General features: G+C 60.6%; 15 protein-coding genes, 1 tRNA gene and 1 pseudogene. 9 read left to right on the forward strand and 8 right to left on the reverse strand.

Annotation, left to right across the window (positions count from 1 at the left end; all coding sequences use genetic code 11):
* Positions 1-944 precede the first annotated feature (944 nt).
* Positions 945-1,958 carry a trypsin-like serine protease gene (locus tag IPN92_03375; GenBank protein MBK8637356.1) on the forward strand — a complete coding sequence of 338 codons (1,014 nt, stop codon included), beginning with the start codon at positions 945-947 and terminating at the stop codon, positions 1,956-1,958.
* A 262-nt stretch (positions 1,959-2,220) separates the two neighbouring features.
* Here the strand turns inward: IPN92_03375 and IPN92_03380 are convergent, their stop codons facing one another.
* Positions 2,221-2,937 carry an ankyrin repeat domain-containing protein gene (locus IPN92_03380; GenBank protein MBK8637357.1) on the reverse strand — a complete coding sequence of 239 codons (717 nt, stop codon included), beginning with the start codon at positions 2,935-2,937 and terminating at the stop codon, positions 2,221-2,223.
* A gap of 74 nt (positions 2,938-3,011) precedes the next feature.
* On the opposite strand from IPN92_03380, the gene IPN92_03385 reads away from it, so the two are divergent.
* A complete protein-coding gene (locus IPN92_03385; GenBank protein ID MBK8637358.1) occupies positions 3,012-3,380 on the forward strand; it encodes a hypothetical protein in 369 nt (122 codons plus the stop codon).
* 27 nt (positions 3,381-3,407) lie between these two features.
* Here the strand turns inward: IPN92_03385 and IPN92_03390 are convergent, their stop codons facing one another.
* The gene (locus tag IPN92_03390) at positions 3,408-3,959 is read right to left on the reverse strand and encodes a hypothetical protein (GenBank protein MBK8637359.1); all 552 of its coding nucleotides are present in this window, start codon (positions 3,957-3,959) and stop codon (positions 3,408-3,410) included.
* Positions 3,960-4,156: 197 nt separating this feature from the next.
* Between IPN92_03390 and IPN92_03395 the strand changes: the two genes are divergently transcribed.
* The 3 genes from IPN92_03395 (at position 4,157) to IPN92_03405 (ending at position 5,151) form a co-directional block, all read left to right on the forward strand.
* A complete protein-coding gene (locus tag IPN92_03395; GenBank protein ID MBK8637360.1) occupies positions 4,157-4,732 on the forward strand; it encodes a helix-hairpin-helix domain-containing protein in 576 nt (191 codons plus the stop codon).
* Complete coding sequence (locus IPN92_03400; protein ID MBK8637361.1) at positions 4,729-4,965, forward strand: hypothetical protein; 237 nt, start codon at positions 4,729-4,731, stop codon at positions 4,963-4,965. The genes IPN92_03395 and IPN92_03400 overlap by 4 nt, the downstream gene beginning before the upstream one ends.
* A 109-nt stretch (positions 4,966-5,074) precedes the next feature.
* A tRNA-Arg gene (locus IPN92_03405) sits at positions 5,075-5,151 on the forward strand.
* 62 nt (positions 5,152-5,213) lie between these two features.
* Here the strand turns inward: IPN92_03405 and sthA are convergent.
* Positions 5,214-6,611 carry a Si-specific NAD(P)(+) transhydrogenase gene (gene sthA / locus IPN92_03410; GenBank protein ID MBK8637362.1) on the reverse strand — a complete coding sequence of 466 codons (1,398 nt, stop codon included), beginning with the start codon at positions 6,609-6,611 and terminating at the stop codon, positions 5,214-5,216.
* A gap of 121 nt (positions 6,612-6,732) precedes the next feature.
* Here sthA and IPN92_03415 point away from each other — a divergent pair, with 121 nt between their 5' ends.
* A complete protein-coding gene (locus IPN92_03415) occupies positions 6,733-7,857 on the forward strand; it encodes an NAD(P)/FAD-dependent oxidoreductase (GenBank protein MBK8637363.1) in 1,125 nt (374 codons plus the stop codon).
* A 114-nt stretch (positions 7,858-7,971) separates the two neighbouring features.
* Here IPN92_03415 and IPN92_03420 read toward each other — a convergent pair whose 3' ends face one another.
* Both IPN92_03420 and IPN92_03425 read right to left on the reverse strand, forming a co-directional pair.
* The gene (locus IPN92_03420; protein ID MBK8637364.1) at positions 7,972-8,274 is read right to left on the reverse strand and encodes an RNA-binding protein; all 303 of its coding nucleotides are present in this window, start codon (positions 8,272-8,274) and stop codon (positions 7,972-7,974) included.
* 143 nt (positions 8,275-8,417) lie between these two features.
* Positions 8,418-9,695, reverse strand: coding sequence for a DEAD/DEAH box helicase (locus tag IPN92_03425; protein ID MBK8637365.1), 1,278 nt, complete (start codon positions 9,693-9,695; stop codon positions 8,418-8,420).
* 501 nt (positions 9,696-10,196) lie between these two features.
* Between IPN92_03425 and IPN92_03430 the strand changes: the two genes are divergently transcribed.
* Positions 10,197-13,049 carry a 2-oxoglutarate dehydrogenase E1 component gene (locus tag IPN92_03430; GenBank protein MBK8637366.1) on the forward strand — a complete coding sequence of 951 codons (2,853 nt, stop codon included), beginning with the start codon at positions 10,197-10,199 and terminating at the stop codon, positions 13,047-13,049.
* 2 nt (positions 13,050-13,051) lie between these two features.
* Positions 13,052-14,275: a 2-oxoglutarate dehydrogenase complex dihydrolipoyllysine-residue succinyltransferase gene (gene odhB, locus IPN92_03435; GenBank protein ID MBK8637367.1), complete on the forward strand. Its 1,224-nt coding sequence runs from the start codon at positions 13,052-13,054 to the stop codon at positions 14,273-14,275.
* A 158-nt stretch (positions 14,276-14,433) separates the two neighbouring features.
* On the opposite strand, the gene cas6 is transcribed toward odhB, so the two are convergent.
* From cas6 to IPN92_03450, 3 genes and pseudogenes are all read right to left on the reverse strand, one after another.
* Positions 14,434-15,114 (reverse strand): type I-MYXAN CRISPR-associated protein Cas6/Cmx6, encoded by a 681-nt coding sequence (gene cas6 / locus IPN92_03440; GenBank protein ID MBK8637368.1) that lies wholly within the window; start codon positions 15,112-15,114, stop codon positions 14,434-14,436.
* Between the two features lie 12 nt (positions 15,115-15,126).
* Positions 15,127-15,851: pseudogene (locus IPN92_03445) on the reverse strand (hypothetical protein).
* A 27-nt stretch (positions 15,852-15,878) separates the two neighbouring features.
* Entirely contained in the window at positions 15,879-16,070 is a 192-nt protein-coding gene (locus IPN92_03450) for a sulfur relay protein DsrC (GenBank protein ID MBK8637369.1), read from the reverse strand.
* Between the two features lie 565 nt (positions 16,071-16,635).
* Between IPN92_03450 and dsrA the strand changes: the two genes are divergently transcribed.
* Positions 16,636-17,886 (forward strand): dissimilatory-type sulfite reductase subunit alpha, encoded by a 1,251-nt coding sequence (gene dsrA / locus IPN92_03455; protein ID MBK8637370.1) that lies wholly within the window; start codon positions 16,636-16,638, stop codon positions 17,884-17,886.
* The last annotated feature ends 50 nt before the right edge of the window (positions 17,887-17,936 follow it).

Raw genomic sequence — 17,936 nt, forward strand, 5'->3', positions numbered from 1 at the left:
ATTTCCCGTCTAAAAGGCGCAACTGTGGTTTTAACCCGAGATCCCATGCGTGACATCACCCCACCAGTTGTTTAACTGATGAGTGTAGGGGGGCATGGGATTTGGTGCGATCGAGCGCATCGCTACCAAATTTCACCCGTTGATTGCGATGTATTTGATTGTAATTCCACCTACCCTGTTGCGACTACGATGATAGGTCATTGAAATCCTAATTTTTTCGACCCATTTGACCACAATATAACTTTAGGTATTGGGCGGAATTATGACCGAGGCCGAGGGGATCTCCTGGCAAAAATCAAGAAGTTGGTTTTCATAGGGATGACCCCGGTGCACTTGGCCATGATCATTCGAATGGTTTAACTCATTTTCAAAAGTAGCATTAACGCAGGAACATAAGATACCGGTGATTTTATTATATTCTAATTCATTAGATGCCCGCTATCTTTCAACGACTGGGTGAGGGTTTGTGGCTTGGAGGATGAGTATGGGTTTCCAAGGTTTTCAGTGATCCATGATCGGAGGGTAGTAGAAAATTACAAAATTGTGCTTGAAAACTTGCTAGCTAGTGCTAACATCCTGCACAGAGGGCAGGGAGTAAGCTGGTTTGCAGCCGACCGAGCAGCTAGATGTACGTGCCTATATGTTTCGATTGTATACCTTAAACCGAATCTTTGGGATCGCCTGGATCTGATGCTGTTTAAGTGGAGTTTAAGCATTTTCGGGATCTGTGCGAGAATCACAATTCAATCCATTGAGTTAGGCGCGGAACCTTTCAATGGGTTCATCCGAGATGCCTAGGTCACACCGGTTATGAGTGCAAAACTCGGCGGTTTGATCCCCATGTGATCCTTTATCACGCCGCAGCTGCGTTGATCGGTTCGCGAGTTTGAGGCCCCGGCTTGCCGGGGCATGGTCCTTTACTAAATCCATGCGGAGATTATGAGATGAAAACCATCAACTATCTACTCATCGCCGCGGTCTTGCCGGCGGTATCTGTGGGTATTCAGGCCGGTCCACAAGACCGATCCTTGACCGTTACAAAATCTGCTAGCCCGGCTCAACAGAGCGCCGCATCAAGCTTCTGGACGGCTGAGCGGATTGCCGCCGCGAAGCCTTTTCCCATGCCGGTGGATTACGGCTCAAATGATGTCGACATAGAGGCCATTCAAGCTGACGCCGAGGCGTTAGGACAACCTGGCATGACGCCTCCCGGTAGGGGGCAGACTAATCCGGGTGGGGCTGCCGAGATGTCCTTTACCGACGAGTTGCAGTCACTAACTGATGAAGCCGATGATGGCGATACCTCCAATCTCGAGGGCACCATGCAAGATGCTGGCATGGATGTCACGTTTCAAGCCGGCGCATTGGGTACTCCAGCCGATTTAGAGGCGGGAACGACCCAAGTCTACACCTCCTATTTGGTCAACAATAAAGCCGCTCTCTGGAAGGTGTATCCCCATAAATGGGTGGGGCGGCTTTCTTTCAGCACTCCAAACGGAACAAGCTACTGCTCGGCGACGGTGATCAGTAACAACAATATCGTCACCGCGGCTCACTGTGTCTATGATACCACCAATAACCGCTTTTATTCGAATTGGGTCTTCTCTCCCGCATATCGGAATGGCACAAGCCCCTACGGGACCTTCGGGTGGACTGCTTGTACAGTTCTCCCTGCTTGGACAGCCCTTTCGGGTAGTTACAGCATCAACACCTGGGCTCGCCATGACGTTGCTGTTTGTAGTATGGGTAATAATGCTTTGGGACAGACACTTAACCAAGTGGTTGGCTGGGCTGGGCGGTCGTGGAATCAGCCTTACGCCCAGTTGCACTTCAATAGTGGTTATCCGTGGAATGACTACCGGAACATTGCACTTGCGAACGCCGGCCAGTACCTGCGCAATTGTACCGCCGAAAGCTTTACTCAAACGACTGAAACTGCGCCTTCCCGCGTCGGCTGAGATCAAGGCCTTGGAACTCACCGGTTGGGTTAATAGTGTCAACTCTGGGCTCTTTATAAATACCCAGAACCTCTATGGGGCTAGATTTAACTCTTCCAACATCGTTCCACTATGCACTACTCGGGGTTGTTGACCTGCATTGCTTTCTCCGTTTGCTGGATTTTGATTTAACCCCTCCGAGCCTGGCTGAAAAGCCAGGCTTTTTCATGAAAAAACAGAGTTTTAATCCTCTGGCATGCGGGAAATTGGAAGAAACCCAAGGTTATGGAATGGCTCTCCAAGGGGCTGCTTCAGGTATTGATGGGGCCGGCAACGAACTCGCGCCGAAGGATTCCAGGAGGGCGGCAATGTCCCGCCGGCGGCTGGCGTTGGCAAGGGCCAGGGGCGTACGTCCCTGGGCATCGGTCAGGTTGACCTCGGCACCCAGGGTGATCAGGCGTTTGACTACCAGGATCTGGCCGCCGGTCACGGCATGATGCAGGGGTCGCCCCCCGGAGGCATCCGCGGCGTTGACGTCGGCCCCCTGGGCAACAATCAGGGCCAGGACATCGCGATCCGACACACCCTCTTCCACGAGTTGCGCTAGCAGGGCCTGAGTGTCCTCTTGACCGCCCCGTCGGAACAGGATGCGCGCGGTCTGGGTCTTGCCGGCCAGCAAGGCGGCTTGCAGCGGGGTGCGCTGGCTGGCGTCGCGGACATCCAGGGCGGCGCCATGCTCGAGGAGTTCCTCGACTACCACCAGGTGGCCGCGTCGGGCGGCCACATGCAGGGGATAATCCCCATCAGCCCCCGCCTGGTTGATATTCGTTCCCCAGTAGAGGTGGCGCTTGATCTGGTCCAGGTCCCCGACGTGGATCGCCCGGTAAAGGTTGAGGGTGGGTTCGGGCGGTCGGTTGCAGGCCATGACCAGCACCGCCACCAGGCACAGGCAACAGAGGCTGGAAAAATTATTAGGGATCAGGGACGGCTGGGTGTTCATGGGGGAGGATCTTAAGCCCCTACCTTCCAGGCCCGCAACCGCGAACCTGACCAAATGTGCTACCTTTGCCCGCTATGTTAAGCAAGATCTTCCTCGCCCTGGCGGTCATTCTCGGCATCTACTGGGCGATACGTACACGCCGGCGGGGCGGTGGGCCGCCTCCGGGTCCCCAATCCCCTCCTCAAGCCCCGCTGATCTCCCTGGCGAGAGTCCGGGCCTTGGCCTATGGCTTGCTGGTCGCCATGGTTAGCGGCAGCCTGCTATGGCTCTATTGGGGCTGGGAAGCGGGTCGCGGGGTGGTTTCGGTCCAGGTGATCAATGCCAATACCGGGGCTATCGTCATCTACCAGGCCCGCCGCGCGGATGTGGCGGGCCGCCATTTCACTACCCTGGATGGCCGCCGGGTCGTGCTGGCCGAGGTGGAGCGCCTGGTCCTAGAGTGAGAATAGCCCGCCATCCGCCGGGCGGCCTCAAGCCGGCGCCAGGGGTCCGAAGTTGAAGGCCAGCGACAGGCGCTGTTCCTGGCTCCGGTTCACCTCTACCCGGTGAGGTAGCGAGGGCGGGAAGAAGAGGAAATTCCCGGCCTTGGGCATCAGGCGCGTCGTCAGTTGCCCGTCCAACAGGACGAGTTCGCCCGATTGGTCGGGCACCTGGATGTAGTAGACGCCGGAGAGGAGTTCGTCGTTTTCGTCATGGTTATGGATGCTGGTATCCTGCCCAGGCCCTTGGGCATTGAACCAGAAGCCCAGTCTCAGGGGCTTGTGGCCATAATTGAGGATGGCGCGGGCGCAGGACTCAGCATAGCCTAGCACGCGATCCAGTTCCGGGATGCGTTGACGTTCCAGATAGAGGTTCTCGAAGCGACCACCAAAAAAGTGGGTGCGAGACGAGAAGTCAGCCGCATCCAGTGCTTGAAAGGCGGCCAGAATGCGGCGGTTGATGTCCTTGGATCCCGGCAACTGGCTCCCCTGGATGGGGGTGCTGGTCCAGAGTCTGGGTGATTTGGTTTGACTGGCGGTCATGGTGATTTTCTTTTAACCTCGGTGATCTCATTGCTAGGAGGCCAGAGCTCCCCTTAAGCCAGAATTTCGCGCGATTCGTCGCTATTAGGCCTTCATTTCGATCAAACATTGGCGACATGGGATTGTCAAGGTCCATCATATCCCCTATGTTGCTCACTTTGCCCACCAATAACCAACACTACCTTTGAGAGGATTGCATGGCTAAGTTCATCACTTCGCTACCAGGTGTCGGCGGGGCCACGGCCGCCATCCTGAACAAGCATGGCTTCCGAGTTATCGAGGATATCGCCAACGCCAGCCCCGAGGCCTTGTCCGCCGTACCAGGTTTCCGAGCCAGCCGCGCGGCCCAGATTATAGCGGCCGCCCGGGCCACCCTGGCCGAAGAACAGGCTGTCAAGACTACCGAGGTCAGGAAGTCGCCGAGGGCTAAGTCTGTCGTTCATGCCGAGGCGTCCGAGGCCGAAATTTCAGGGGTTACCCCCCCCAAAGTCAAAGCCCCGAAGTCCCTTAAGCCTCCCAAGGACGAGGCACCCGTTTTCGTCGATGTAGAGGAGAAGCCTGCCAAGGTCGCCAAGATGATCGTGGACGAAATGCCCAAAGTGAAGACGCCCAAAGCCCCCAAAGCCCCCAAAGCCCCAAGGCCCCCAAGGCCCCCAAGGCCCCCAAGGCCCCCAAGGCCCCCAAGGCCCCCAAGGCCGAGACAGCAGCGCAGCCCCTGGAGGACGCGGTTAAGCCGGCCAAGCCCGAAAAGAAGACTCAGGATGACAAGATGATCGTGGACAAAATGCCCAAAGTGAAGACGCCTAGAGCCACCAAGGCCCCCAAAGCCGAGACAGCAACGCAGCCCTTGGAGGTCGCGGATAAGCCGGCAAAACCCGAAAAGAAGGCTAAGGACACCAAATCCAGAGAAAAGAAGGTCAAGGAGCCAACGGAGGTCCAGGTCGAAAATAAGGAAAAGAAGGTCAACGCCGCCAAGACGGCAGGCAAGGGTAAGAAGTCCAAGTGATGTTCGCGGACCGGGCGTGACACTGGCTTGCCCAGCGACATAAAATCTTGTCCCCGCAGTGGCGCTTCACGGCGCCGCCAGATGCGGCCCTGGAAAAATGTTTCCTTTTGCCCTCGTAGCTCAGAAGGATAGAGCGATCGCCTCCTAAGCGGTAGGTCACAGGTTCGAATCCTGTCGAGGGCACCAATCCTACGGTGCTTGCGCGCCATATGCGGCGCTTTCTGCCTCCAGTTGCCAAATAGCCGCTTTTAAAATAGGCGATTGAGCCCATTTAATGCCGCCACTCGGTAGGCCTCGGCCATGGTGGGGTAGTTGAAGGTGGTGTTGACGAAGTAGCGCAGGCTATTGGCCTCCCCCTTCTGGGACATGATGGCCTGGCCGATGTGGACGATTTCCGATGCCTGTTCACCGAAGCAGTGGATGCCGAGGATCGCCAGGGTTTCGCGGTGAAAAAGGATCTTGAGCATGCCGACCGTGTGCCCGGTGATCTGGGCGCGGGCCAGGGTGCGGAAGTTGGCGTGGGCGACCTCGTAAGGGATCTGGGCGGCGGTGAGTTCGCGCTCATTGCGGCCCAGGGAGCTGATCTCCGGGACCGTGTAGATGCCGGTGGGGAATTCCTCAATCAGGGACCAGTCGCACGCACCTTCGGCGATGTGGGCACCGACAAAGCGGCCCTGATCGTAGCTGGCGCTGGCAAGGGCGGGTGGGCCGGCCACGTCGCCAGCGGCGTAGATGTGCGGCAGGGCGGTCTGGTAGCTGGCATTGACGTCGAGTTGGCCACGCCGGTTGGGGGTCAGGCCGATCTCCTCCAGGCCCAGATGGGCGGTATTGCCGCTGCGGCCATTGGCCCAGAGTAGCAGATCGGTCTTGAACTTCTTGCCAGACTGGCAATGAAGTACCACCCCATCCTCATCGGCCTCCACTGCGGCGTAGGCCTCGTCGTGGCGGATGACGACGCCCTGGTGACGTAGGTGGTAGCTGAGGGCGTCGGTAATTTCGTCGTCGAGGAAGGAGAGGAGACGGTCGCGGGTATCGACCAGGTTCACCTTGACGTCGAGATTGGCGAAAATGGAGGCGTATTCACAGCCGATGACGCCGGCCCCGTAGATGGTGATGGAACGTGGAGTGTGGCCGAGCCGCAGCACCGAATCGCTGTCAAGGATGCGTGGATGGCCGAAGTCAATATCCGGAGGGTGGTAGGGGCGGGAGCCCGTGGCGATGACGAAGTGTTCCGCGCCGAGGATCTCGGCCACGCCCTCCGGCCGGGGCACCTGTATATGGTGGTCATCGACGAACCGTGCTTGACCAAAGATCACATCCACCCGGTTGCGGTGATAGTAGCGGTAACGGGTGCGGACCTGGGCCTCGATAACATGGTCCGCAGCCCTGATCAGGTCGGGGAACTCCACTTCCACCTGGTCGAGGGTATGTTGAAACAAGGGGTTGCGCCGGTAGTCGGCCAGCATCTGGATGGAGTGACGCAAGGCCTTGCTGGGGATGGTGCCCCAGTGGGTGCAGCCACCCCCCACCTTGTCGTGGGCCTCGATCACGGCGACTTTCTGGCTCGCCTTGCAGAGCTTCATGGCGGCGCCCTCGCCCGCCGGTCCCGTGCCGATGATGATGGTGTCGAAGGTTCTTGGCTTCATCTGTACACTTCCCCCTTATCCTAAAGTGACCCGCTAGCGCCGCGAGGCGTTGTCGCTCTCTGCTACGGCTGGCAGCGCGTCACGTCTCATGATCATACAAGTATCCCATCAGGAGAGCCTCATGCCTCGCGTCACCGTCGTTGGTGCCGGCTTCGCCGCCATGACCGCCGTCCGCGCCCTCCACAAGGCCGGCGGTATTCAGATCTCGGTGGTGAGCCCGAAGGCCGAATTCGTCTATCTGCCCGGTCTCATCTGGATCCCCTCGGGCCTGCGGCGCGCCGAGGATCTGCGCTTGCCGCTTGCCCCCTTTTTCCGCCGCCTGGGGGTCGAGCACCGGGGGGCGGAGGCCCTGAGCCTGAGCGCCGATGGCCGGTTACTGGAGACCAGCGCTGGCCCCGTCGAAAATGATGGCCTCATCATCGCCTCTGGCGGGCGCTTCATCAAGAAGTTGCCCGGCATCGAGCACGCCATTACCCCCTGCGAGGGGATCGCCGCCGCTGAGCGCATCCGCGATCGCCTTCGCGAGATGAAGGGGGGTGTCATCGCCCTGGGATTCGCTGGTAACCCTCTGGAGCCCCAGGCTATGCGGGGTGGGCCCATGTTCGAGTTCCTCTTTGGTATCGATCGCCAGTTGCGCCAGGAGGGACGTCGGGATAAGTTCAAGCTGATCTTTTTCAGCCCGGCGGACAAGCCGGGTAATCGGCTGGGTCCCAAGGCCGTCGTGGGCCTGATGGCCGAGATGCGTAAGCGCGATATCGAGACCCATCTCGGTCACAAACTCAAGGGCTTCAGTGATACCCAAGTGAGCACGGAGGGGGGGGATTTCGCCGCCGATCTCATTCTCTTTATGCCCGGCATGACCGGCAACACCTGGTTTGATAAGACTCATCTGCCCCGTTCCCCTGGCGGCCTAATCCAGGCGGATGCCCAGTGCCGGGTTGCCAGCCTGGAGCGGGTCTATGTCGCGGGTGATTCCGGCAGCTTTCCGGGACCGGACTGGATGCCCAAGCAGGCCCACATGGCGGACCTCCAGGCCAGGGCGGCCGTCGGGAACCTGCTGGCGGAGTTCCGGGGCGAGGCGCCCAGCAAGACCTTCAAGGTCGAACTGGTGTGTATCGTCGATGCCATGGATCGGGGCATGTTGGTGGCCCGTACCGAGAAACACAACCTGATGCTGCCCTCCAGCCGGCTGTTTCATTGGCTGAAGCGCGCCTTCGAGTGGTGGTATCTGCGGCCCTTCCGCTGAAACCAGGTCGGCTCCTCGGGGCATTCGTTTCTGGGAGCATAAAAAAGGCCGGTAGTTGGCTACCGGCCTTTAGGGGCTGGACGACGGCGCAAGACCGTCGCCACGGAACGCCGCTTAGTAGCGGCGCCCACCGCCAGGGCCGCCACCACCGCCGCCACTGCGCTGGGGACGGTCGGTGCGGGGCTTGGCCTGGTTGACGCGCATGTTGCGCCCCTTGAGGGGGGTCTCGTTGAGGGCCTTGATGGCGGCATCCGCCTCGGAGTTGTTGGGCATCTCCACGAAGCCAAAGCCCTTAGACTGGCCAGAGAACTTGTCGCTAATTAGGCTGACGCTGGAGATTTCGCCGTAAGCCCCAAAGGCCTCGCGTAGTTCGTCCTCGGTGACGCCGTATGAGAGGTTGCCAACGTAAATGTTCATGTCTCTTCTGTCTCGATAGATCTTATGTGTATTGGCAAAAGAAGAACGGTCGAATAATCAATACACAACTTAATCGACGGTCGGATTCCGGGCCGCTTGCGCAAGCCCGGGAAGAAGGGGGTGCGGGGCTCCTAGCATCCTGATCAACCCGCCTGGCGCATCCTGTGCCCGCTCGTGCCCTGCCGCGGCGGGCCTTGCCGATGCGGATTAGGACCCTGGGGCTTGGCGTTTGTCGCCGGGCGCGGCCGGTGAAAGCGCACGGGTTCCGGATCCGGAGGGGCGGAACCCATGGGGAGTGGCTCGAAGCCCAGGATGGTATGAAGGGGGATCTTCCGCTTGAGCAATCGCTGGATGTCGGCCAGCAGCTTATGTTCGTCCGGACTGACCAGCGACAGGGCGGTGCCCTCCGAGCCGGCGCGGCCGGTGCGCCCGATGCGGTGAACATAGTCCTCCGGGACATTGGGCAACTCGTAGTTGACCACATGGGGCAGCCGGTCGATGTCCAGACCCCGGGCGGCGATGTCGGTTGCTACCAGTGCCCGTACTTCGCCCTGCTTGAAGCCCAGCAGGGCCCGGGTGCGGGCACTCTGGCTCTTGTTCCCGTGGATGGCCGCGGAGCTGATCCCATCGGTTGCCAACTGATCGGACAGCCGGTTGGCGCCATGCTTGGTGCGCGTAAAGACCAGTACCTGCTCCCAGCCGCCAGCGTGGATCAGGTGGGATAGCAGTTCGCGCTTGCGGGTCTTGTCCACCGGGTGGGCCAGTTGCCGTACCAGGTCGGCGGTATCGTTGCGACGCGCAACCTCGATGAAGGTCGGTGAACGCAGGATGCCGGTGGCGAGTTGCTCGATCTCGGCGGAATAGGTGGCGGAGAAGAGCAGATTCTGGCGGCGCGGCGGCAGGAGTCGCAGCACTCGGCGAATGTCATGGATGAAGCCCATGTCAAGCATGCGATCGGCCTCGTCCAGGACCAGGATCTCGATGCGGGACAGGTCGATGGTGCCCTGACCGGCATGGTCCAGCAGCCGACCGGGAGTCGCTACTACCAGATCGACACCAACCCGCAACCGCTCCACCTGGGGCTGGATGCCGACGCCCCCGAAGATAACGGCGGTGCGCAGCGGCAGGAATTGCCCATAGGTGCGGAAACTTTCCTCAACCTGGGCCGCCAGTTCGCGGGTGGGCGTCAGCACCAGGGCCCGGGGTTGACGGCCGGTTCTGGCCCGGCCATGGAGAAGCTGGAGAATGGGCAGGGCGAAGGCGGCGGTCTTGCCGGTGCCGGTCTGGGCACCCGCCAGGATGTCGCCACCGGCGAGTACCGGCGGGATGGCCTGGGCCTGAATAGGGGTGGGAACATCATAGCCTTGGGCGTTAATCGCCCGCAGCAATTCGGCCCTGAGGCCGAGGGAAGAAAAGGGCATGAAAACTCCTGGATGGGATGCGCCAAAGGTGGAGCATCCCAAGGACTCCGGTCGACGTCGCAACGGGACGACAGGGGGAGAAGGGGGTGAAATGGGGACCGTCCAGTGGGCACTGGCCTGGTCTGAGCGAGAATGGGTGTACAGAGGAAGCGTGCCTGGGGGGTGTGGGCGCGAAGCGGTTAGCGCTATTATTTACGGCTGAGTATAACCTAGCGCCAGGATTTGTGAAGTGAAGATTGCGTAGGCCAGGCGCGCCAAGGCCTGTCTGGCGGGGCCCAAAACATTCGTAGGCGTCCAAGGAATGGGGTGCGGCAATCTCTTGTCCATGACTGCCCTTATTGTGCTATACAGTGGCTTAATTGACTATTGTCATCCGAACTGGCCTCGGTCTGGGTGTGCTACACCAGGGTTGAGTCCAGTGGCGAAGTCATGACTGAATCCAAGCGCCCGCCAGAGGTGCATCGATAAAGACAGGCTCAACCTGCGGAGTTTATTACCACCATGAGCGCTTTGATCGAGATGTTTCGCGCCTCGGGCGCGTTGTATGGAGGCAACGCGGCCTTCATCGAAGACCTGTACGAGCGGTACCTCGCCGACCCCGAGAGCGTGGATCTGGCCTGGCGGCAACGCTTCGACGTCATGCGCGGCGGGGCCGCGAATGATATACCCCACGGTCCCGTCAAGGAAAATTTTCTGCGCCTGGCGCGGGAGAGCCATGTCCGGCCTTTGGTCCGCTCCTCGGAACGACTGGAGCCAGCGGCGGCGGAGAAGCAGTCCGCGGTCCTGCGGCTTATCAATGCCTATCGCTATCGCGGCCATCAGGCCGCCGACCTGGATCCCATTCATTTGCGCGAGCAGCCCCCGGTTCAGGACTTGGACCCGGCTTTTTACCAGTTGGGCGAGGCGGATCTGGATCAGGTTTTCCATACGGGCTCCCTCTACGCCCCCGACCGCATGCGTCTGAGCGATATCGTTGCCCTCCTGCGGGAGATTTACTGCGGGGCCGTGGGCTCAGAGTATATGCACATCACCAGCGTTGAGGAAAAACGCTGGATTCAGAAGCGGTTGGAGGGCTATCGGGCTAAGCCGGAATTGGAGTCCGAGGATCGGCGTTGGCTGTTGACCCTGCTGACGGCGGCGGAGGGGCTGGAGCGCTATCTCCACGCCCGTTATGTTGGCCAGAAGCGCTTTTCCCTGGAAGGCGGCGAGGCCATGATTCCCCTGATGGATGAGTTGATCCAGCGTGCCGGGCGCAAGGGCATCAAGGAGGTCGTCATTGGCATGGCCCATCGCGGCCGACTCAATGTCCTCATTAACCTGCTGGGCAAGCCGCCCAAGACCCTCTTTGACGAATTCGAAGGCCGCGTCCCCCATGTCGGAGACAAGGCTGGGGATGTCAAGTACCACCTGGGCTTCTCCTCCGACGTGGAGACTCCTGGCGGGGGCGTCCACCTGGTGCTGGGCTTCAACCCCTCCCATCTGGAGATCGTCAATCCGGTCATCGAGGGCTCGGTGCGGGCCCGCCAGCGCCGCCGCCGCGATCGAACCGGTGACCAGGTCCTTCCCCTGCTCATCCACGGTGACTCGGCTTTCGCCGGTCAGGGCGTGGTGCCCGAGACCCTGCAGCTCTCCCAGACCCGCAGTTACGGCACCGGTGGGACCCTGCATGTGGTGGTCAACAATCAGATCGGCTTTACCACCAGCCACCCCTTGGATGTCCGGTCCACGCCCTATTGCACTGATGTGGCCAAGATGGTTCAGGCCCCGGTCTTCCACGTGAACGGCGATGACCCGGAGGCGGTCATTTTTGTTACTCGCATGGCCCTGGACTACCGGAACGAGTTCCACAAGGATGTCGTCATCGATTTGATCTGTTACCGCCGCCTGGGTCACAACGAGGCCGACGAGCCCGCCGTTACCCAGCCCATGATGTACAAGAAGATCCGCGCCCATCCCACGGCCCGGGAGGTCTACGCGCAGCGGCTCGCCGAGTTGGGCATCTTGGGCAAGGAGGACGCGGAGGCCCTGGTCGAGAAGTATCGTAACTCTATCGAGCATGGGGTGGTCATGGCCCGCCCTGTCATGTGCGGGCTGGACAACGCCTTTCGGGTTTCCTGGCGGGCCTTTGCCGGCAAGGGCTGGGACCAGGAGGTGGATACGGGCGTAGCGCGCGCCAAACTTCAAGAGTTGGCCCAGCGACTGCTGCGGGTACCCGATGGCTTCGAGCTTCATCCCCGGGTCAGTAAGATCTGGAACGAGCGGCGCAAGATGGCCAAGGGCGATCAGTTGGCCGACTGGGGATTCTGCGAGAACCTGGCCTACGCCAGTCTGGTTGACGCCGGTTTTCCGGTGCGCCTCTCGGGACAGGACTGCGGCCGTGGCACCTTCTTCCATCGCCATGCCAAAATTCACGACCAGCTTACGGGGGAGAGCTATACCCCCCTGCAGCACATGAGCGAGAGCCAGGGACCCTTCATTGCCATCGATTCCATCCTGTCGGAGGAGGCGGTATTGGCTTATGAGTATGGCTATGCCTTGGCCGAGCCCAATGACCTTACCCTTTGGGAAGCCCAGTTTGGTGATTTCGCCAATGGGGCCCAAGTGGTGATCGACCAGTTCATCACCTCCGCTGGCACCAAGTGGAATCTGGATTGTGGCCTGGTGATGCTGCTGCCCCATGGCCTGGAGGGCCAGGGCGCGGAACACTCCTCGGCCCGCCTGGAACGTTACCTGCAACTTTGCGCCGAGGATAATATTCAGGTCTGTGTCCCCAGTACCCCGGCCCAGATGTTCCATCTACTGCGCCGCCAGATGCTGCGGAATTACCGTCGGCCCCTGATCGTCATGACGCCCAAGAGCTTGCTGCGCCATCGTCTGGCGACCTCCAGCCTGGACGACCTGGAGCATGGCCGTTTTCAGCCGGTGATCGGCGAGAGCGATGCCCTGGTTGTGGCGGGGGTGAAGCGGGTGGTGATGTGTAGCGGCAAGGTCTATTACGACCTGCTGGAGGCGCGACGGGCGCGTGGTCTCACGGACGTGGCCATCCTGCGTCTGGAGCAGATCTACCCCTTTCCCAGAGATCAGTTCGCCGCCGCCCTGGCCCCCTACACCGCCGCGACCCAGTTCATCTGGTGTCAGGAGGAGCCCCAGAACCAAGGTGCCTGGGACCAGATCAAGCACCGCTTCCACCGCCTGCTGGCGGACAATCGACAGGTGTGCTACGCGGGGCGGGCCATCTCCGCCGCTCCGGCGGTTGGCCACCGTAACGTTCATGTCGAACAGCAGGAGCGCCTTATTGACGAGGCCCTCTCTGGCCAGCTCAACGAAAAACAGAATCGCAGGATCCCGCTATGACAATCACTACTGAAGTCCTCGTTCCCGCCCTCCCGGAGTCCGTCGCCGATGCCACCGTCCTCGCCTGGCATAAGAAGCCGGGCGACCCGGTCAGGAAAGACGAAAGCCTGGTCGATCTGGAGACGGACAAGGTGGTCCTGGAGGTGCCCGCGCCCGCCGATGGGCAGTTGTCCGAGATTCTCATGGCGGTCGGCGAAGTGGTTACCGCCAGTACCGTCCTTGGCCGCATCGGCGCCGTCAGTTTCGCGCCAGTCGCCGGGGCCGAGCCTGCCAAGCCGACTGCCAGCGCCAGTGTCCCCGCTGGCGCGGTGTCGGAGCCCGGTGCCATTCTGGCGCCGGCCGCCCGCCGCCTGGTCAAGGAGCTCGATCTCAATCCCGCCGAGATCGCCGGTAGCGGCAAGGATGGGCGCATCCATAAGAGCGACGTCGTGGCCCATCTTGACCAGCGTGAGGCCAGTCGCCCCGCCGCCGATTTCGATATGACTCCGCGGGTTACCCAAGCCCCGGCGCTGAGCGGCGAGGCGGGCCGGCCCGAGCAGCGCGTGCCCATGACGCGTCTGCGGGCACGCGTCGCCGAACGCCTGGTTCAGGCTCAACAGACCGCCGCCATCCTGACCACCTTCAATGAGGTGGATATGCAGCCCATCATGGAGCTGCGCAACAAATACAAGGATCAGTTTGAGAAGGCCCATGGCGTGCGCATGGGCTTTATGTCCTTCTTCGTTAAGGGCGCGGTGGAGGCCCTGCGGCGCTTCCCCATCGTGAACGCCTCGGTGGATGGCTCCGATATCATTTACCACGGCTACTATGACATCGGTATCGCCGTCAGCAGCCCGCGTGGCTTGGTGGTCCCCATTCTGCGCAATTGCGATCAACTCACCATGGCCGGCGTGGAGCAGGGCATAGCCGACTTTGGTCGCAAGTCAAAGGACGGAAGCCTGAGCTTCGAGGACCTGACGGGCGGCACCTTCTCCATCACCAATGGGGGCATCTTTGGCTCCCTGCTCTCTACGCCTATCCTGAATCCGCCCCAAAGCGCCATCCTCGGTATGCATAAGATTCAGGAGCGCCCCATGGTGGTACAGGGACAGATCGTCGCAAGACCCATGATGTATCTCGCCCTCTCCTACGACCATCGCATCATCGATGGCCGTGATGCCGTCCAGTTCCTGGTCACCATCAAGGAGATGCTCGAGGACCCGTCGCGTTTGCTGCTGGGCGTCTAGATTTGCCCTAGTCAGTGAGGGGACCAGGGATGGGTCCCCCACCTCTTGGGTTTGCTACCGCTTGACTGGGTGACGGCTAGTCCCTCAAGGCGGGGGCTTTGCTGAAGCTAAAGGTTAGTTGACGATTCCCACGACCTCGAAACCCAGGCGGTGCCAGCCTATTTGCGCACCGAGTCTATGCCCTTGTGCGGAATGAAGAGGCCACACCCCATGTGGCGGTGCGATCCTAATCCAGTGACCTGGAGACGGATGGATTCCGCGGGGGACAGATCGGCCAGCAGGAGGCTGCGGGTTTGCAAGCCCCCGCCGGGGATGGTGAGGGTGGTGGTTTTGCCGCACAGGGCCTTGCGAACGCCGATATTAAGGTGATGAAGTTCCCGTGCCATGCGCGTCAGGAAGGCCTCTTCGTCATCGCCTTCCTGGGTGACAACATAGCGGGCCAGAAGGGTGGTGTCCTTGCTGAGGGGCTTGATCTTCGCCTCGCCGATCGTGAGAGGGCAACCGGCTACGTCCAGGGTGCGCCCGCGCAGGCCCTGAATCAGGTCATCCTGTCGCTCCTGACGCAAGCGTATCGCCAGCTTGGTGCGGCGCGAGAGGATGAGATGACTTTCGGTGCCGTGCGTTGGCCGTTCCCAACCATTCTGGGAGCCGGCGACGTGAATGCTGTGTACCCCCGCATCGGCCTCGTCGCTAAACCAGGGCAGCGCATCAATGATGGCGCTGGCAAGGGCATGGGCATGGTCAACGGGCAGTCGCTTGCAGTCGAGCGCGAAGAGGATATCGACGACCTCTGCCGTGACCTCGCAGTCTTGTTCGCTGGGATTTTCTTGCCAAAACATGGTGTGTTCCCGTTAGTTTACAGGCAGGCGCTCGCTCAGGGCCTCGCGGTCGAACCACCAGTCATCCTGAACCAGGACATCAACCACGTTGCGCAGTCGGACCAGAAATTTCTCGGGTTGCTTGAGTTCGAGCTTCTCCATCCAATAGTCAAAGGCCTCCTGGCTGTCCACGGCACCATGGCGGCGTGCCACCTGGCCGAGGATCTGGTTGGTGAAGAACATCAGGTTTTCCCGCTGAGTCCCCTCCGCGCGGATGTCGGCCAGGAAGAGGGCGGTGGTGGCTGCCACGGCCGCGCCATCCGCGTCGTCGGGGTCTCCTCGACGATGTGAGTCAGGAGTTCCACTGACAGGTCCGGGTCCATGGGGTAGGTGACCGCCAGCCAGATTCCCTGGCCAAGGGCCGCCAGGGATTGGGGTTGATCGGCTTGGAAGAGGACGTCGCAGGCATCGGCCGCAGACTCAAAGTCTTCGTGGGCGATGAAGACGTCAAGCACCTCCCGACCCAGGGCCCAGGCCTCTTCCCCTCGTTCCAGGCCAACCAGGGCGCGAGCCATTTGCAGACGGACATCCGCGAGTTCGGCGGCCCCGGCCCCCCTGCGCGTAAGGTGATCCAGCCGCTCCCGCAAGGCTCCCAGATGAGATTCCAGGGCGGCCTGCTCGGCGGCCAGGTTGATGACGGCATCCGCAGCGGTTTCAGCCAGGCGTCGGCTGTTGATTTCCAGAAGGTTAAGGTCCATGGCGTTATCCTGGTAGCGTGTGTGGGTCTAACGAATCAGGCCGCTAAAGGCCGCCTCGAGACGATCCTCCCAGTTTTCCGGGGTATCGGGGTAAGGCGGTTTGAGATCGATGCGGAAGAAGCGCTCCCCGCTGCGGGCAATGCCCTGAATGATGGGCGCAAGTTCCTCAAAGGATTCAATTTCCTTGTTGGCTACCAGAATGTCGCTGAGTTTCAACATGCGTTTGGATTTCCGCTAGGATTGAAGTCTGGGGAGGGATATGCCGCCACCGCGGGGGAATGCAACGGTGGCGGCCCCTAATGAAAGTCGTCGAGCGGGGGCTGAAAAGGGTGGCTGAAGACTACGGGAAGGGTCGCCAAGGACCCGATGGCGGCTGAGTGGATTAGCATAAGGTTATATTATCGATCATTGACCGGCTGTAACTAATGCCGTAAGATTTATGATAATTCGTGTCCGGTCGCCAGTGTTCAGCGGCCGGGGGTTACCTGCTCGGTTGATCTCGCAAAGCGGGTAAAAACTAGAGTCATGACTATCCCCTAAGAGATATGAGCAGGGCGGGAATATCTCCCCGTCAGTGGAATAGCCCGCCTCTGGCCTCTGGGGTATATTGGAGTGCGACACAGTTTGTACCCGCCCTAAGGCAGGTGGCAAGACCACAAGGCGCGGCTGACCCGCCGCTCGTAAGATCCAAATTATGGGGCCCCGCGACCCTTATCAAGCCGCGAGACCGTGACAATAAGGCTTCCAAACCTTTCCGCTTTAGAAAGACAGGAGAGACAGCGCAATGGCTATTGAAAAGCACAATACTCCGATGCTCGATCAGTTGGAGACCGGCCCTTGGCCGAGCTTCATCAGCGGCATCAAGCGTCTCCGCGATGAGCATCCGGAATCGCGCATCAATGAGGTTACTAACGACCTGCTCGGCCAGCTCGAGCACTCCTACGAGACCCGTAAGGGCTACTGGAAGGGCGGCACCGTCTCCGTCTATGGTTATGGCGGCGGCATCATTCCCCGCTTCTCCGAGGTCGGCAAGGCCTTCCCGAAATCCAAGGAATTCCACACGCTGCGTGTTCAGCCGCCGGCGGGCAACCACTACTCCACCGCTATGTTGCGTCAGCTCGCGGATAGCTGGGAGAAGTACGGGTCGGGTCTGGTGACTTTCCATGGTCAGACCGGCAACATCATGTTCATTGGCACCGATACCGCCAAAACCCAGCACTTCTTTGATGAGATCAACGAGTATGGCTGGGATCTGGGTGGCGCCGGCCCCTGCGTGCGAACCGCCATGTCCTGCGTGGGCGCGGCCCGCTGCGAGATGTCCTGCGTCAACGAACTCAAGGCCCACCGCTTGCTGGTCAACAACTTCGTGGACGACGTGCACCGTCCGGCCCTGCCCTATAAGTTCAAGTTCAAGGTCTCCGGCTGCGGCAACGATTGCCAGAATGCGATCGAGCGCGCCGACTTTGCCGTCATTGGCACCTGGCGCGATGACATGAAGGTCGATCAGGCCGAGGTCAAGGCCTATGTCGCCGACAAGGGTCGTCAGTACTACATCGACAACGTCATCACCCGCTGCCCCACCAAGGCCCTGTCGCTCAACGACGACGATACCCTGGCGGTGAACAATCGCGATTGCGTGCGCTGCATGCACTGCCTGAACGTCATGCCCAAGGCCCTGCATCCCGGCGATGACAAGGGCGTCACCATCCTGATCGGTGGCAAGCGCACCTTGAAGATCGGCGATCTCATGGGCACCGTGCTCGTACCCTTCAAGAAGCTGGAGACCGAGGAAGACTGGGAATCCATGGTCGAACTGGGCGCCACCATCATCGACTTCTGGGCCGAGAATGGTCTGGAGCATGAGCGCTGCGGTGAGATGATCGAGCGCATTGGTCTGGCCAACTTCCTCGAAGGGATCGGTGTCGAGCCGGATCCCAACATGCTCAGCCACCCGCGCCAGAGTTCCTACATCCGCATGGATGGCTGGGACGAGGCCGCCGAGGCCTGGTTCGAGCGCAAGGCCGAGGCCGGCTAGCACCCCACGCGGCCGGCGCCCCCCGGGGGGCGCCGTGCCCGGAACCGTTT

Source organism: Chromatiaceae bacterium, from assembly GCA_016714645.1.
In the GTDB taxonomy this organism is placed as follows: domain Bacteria; phylum Pseudomonadota; class Gammaproteobacteria; order Chromatiales; family Chromatiaceae; genus M0108.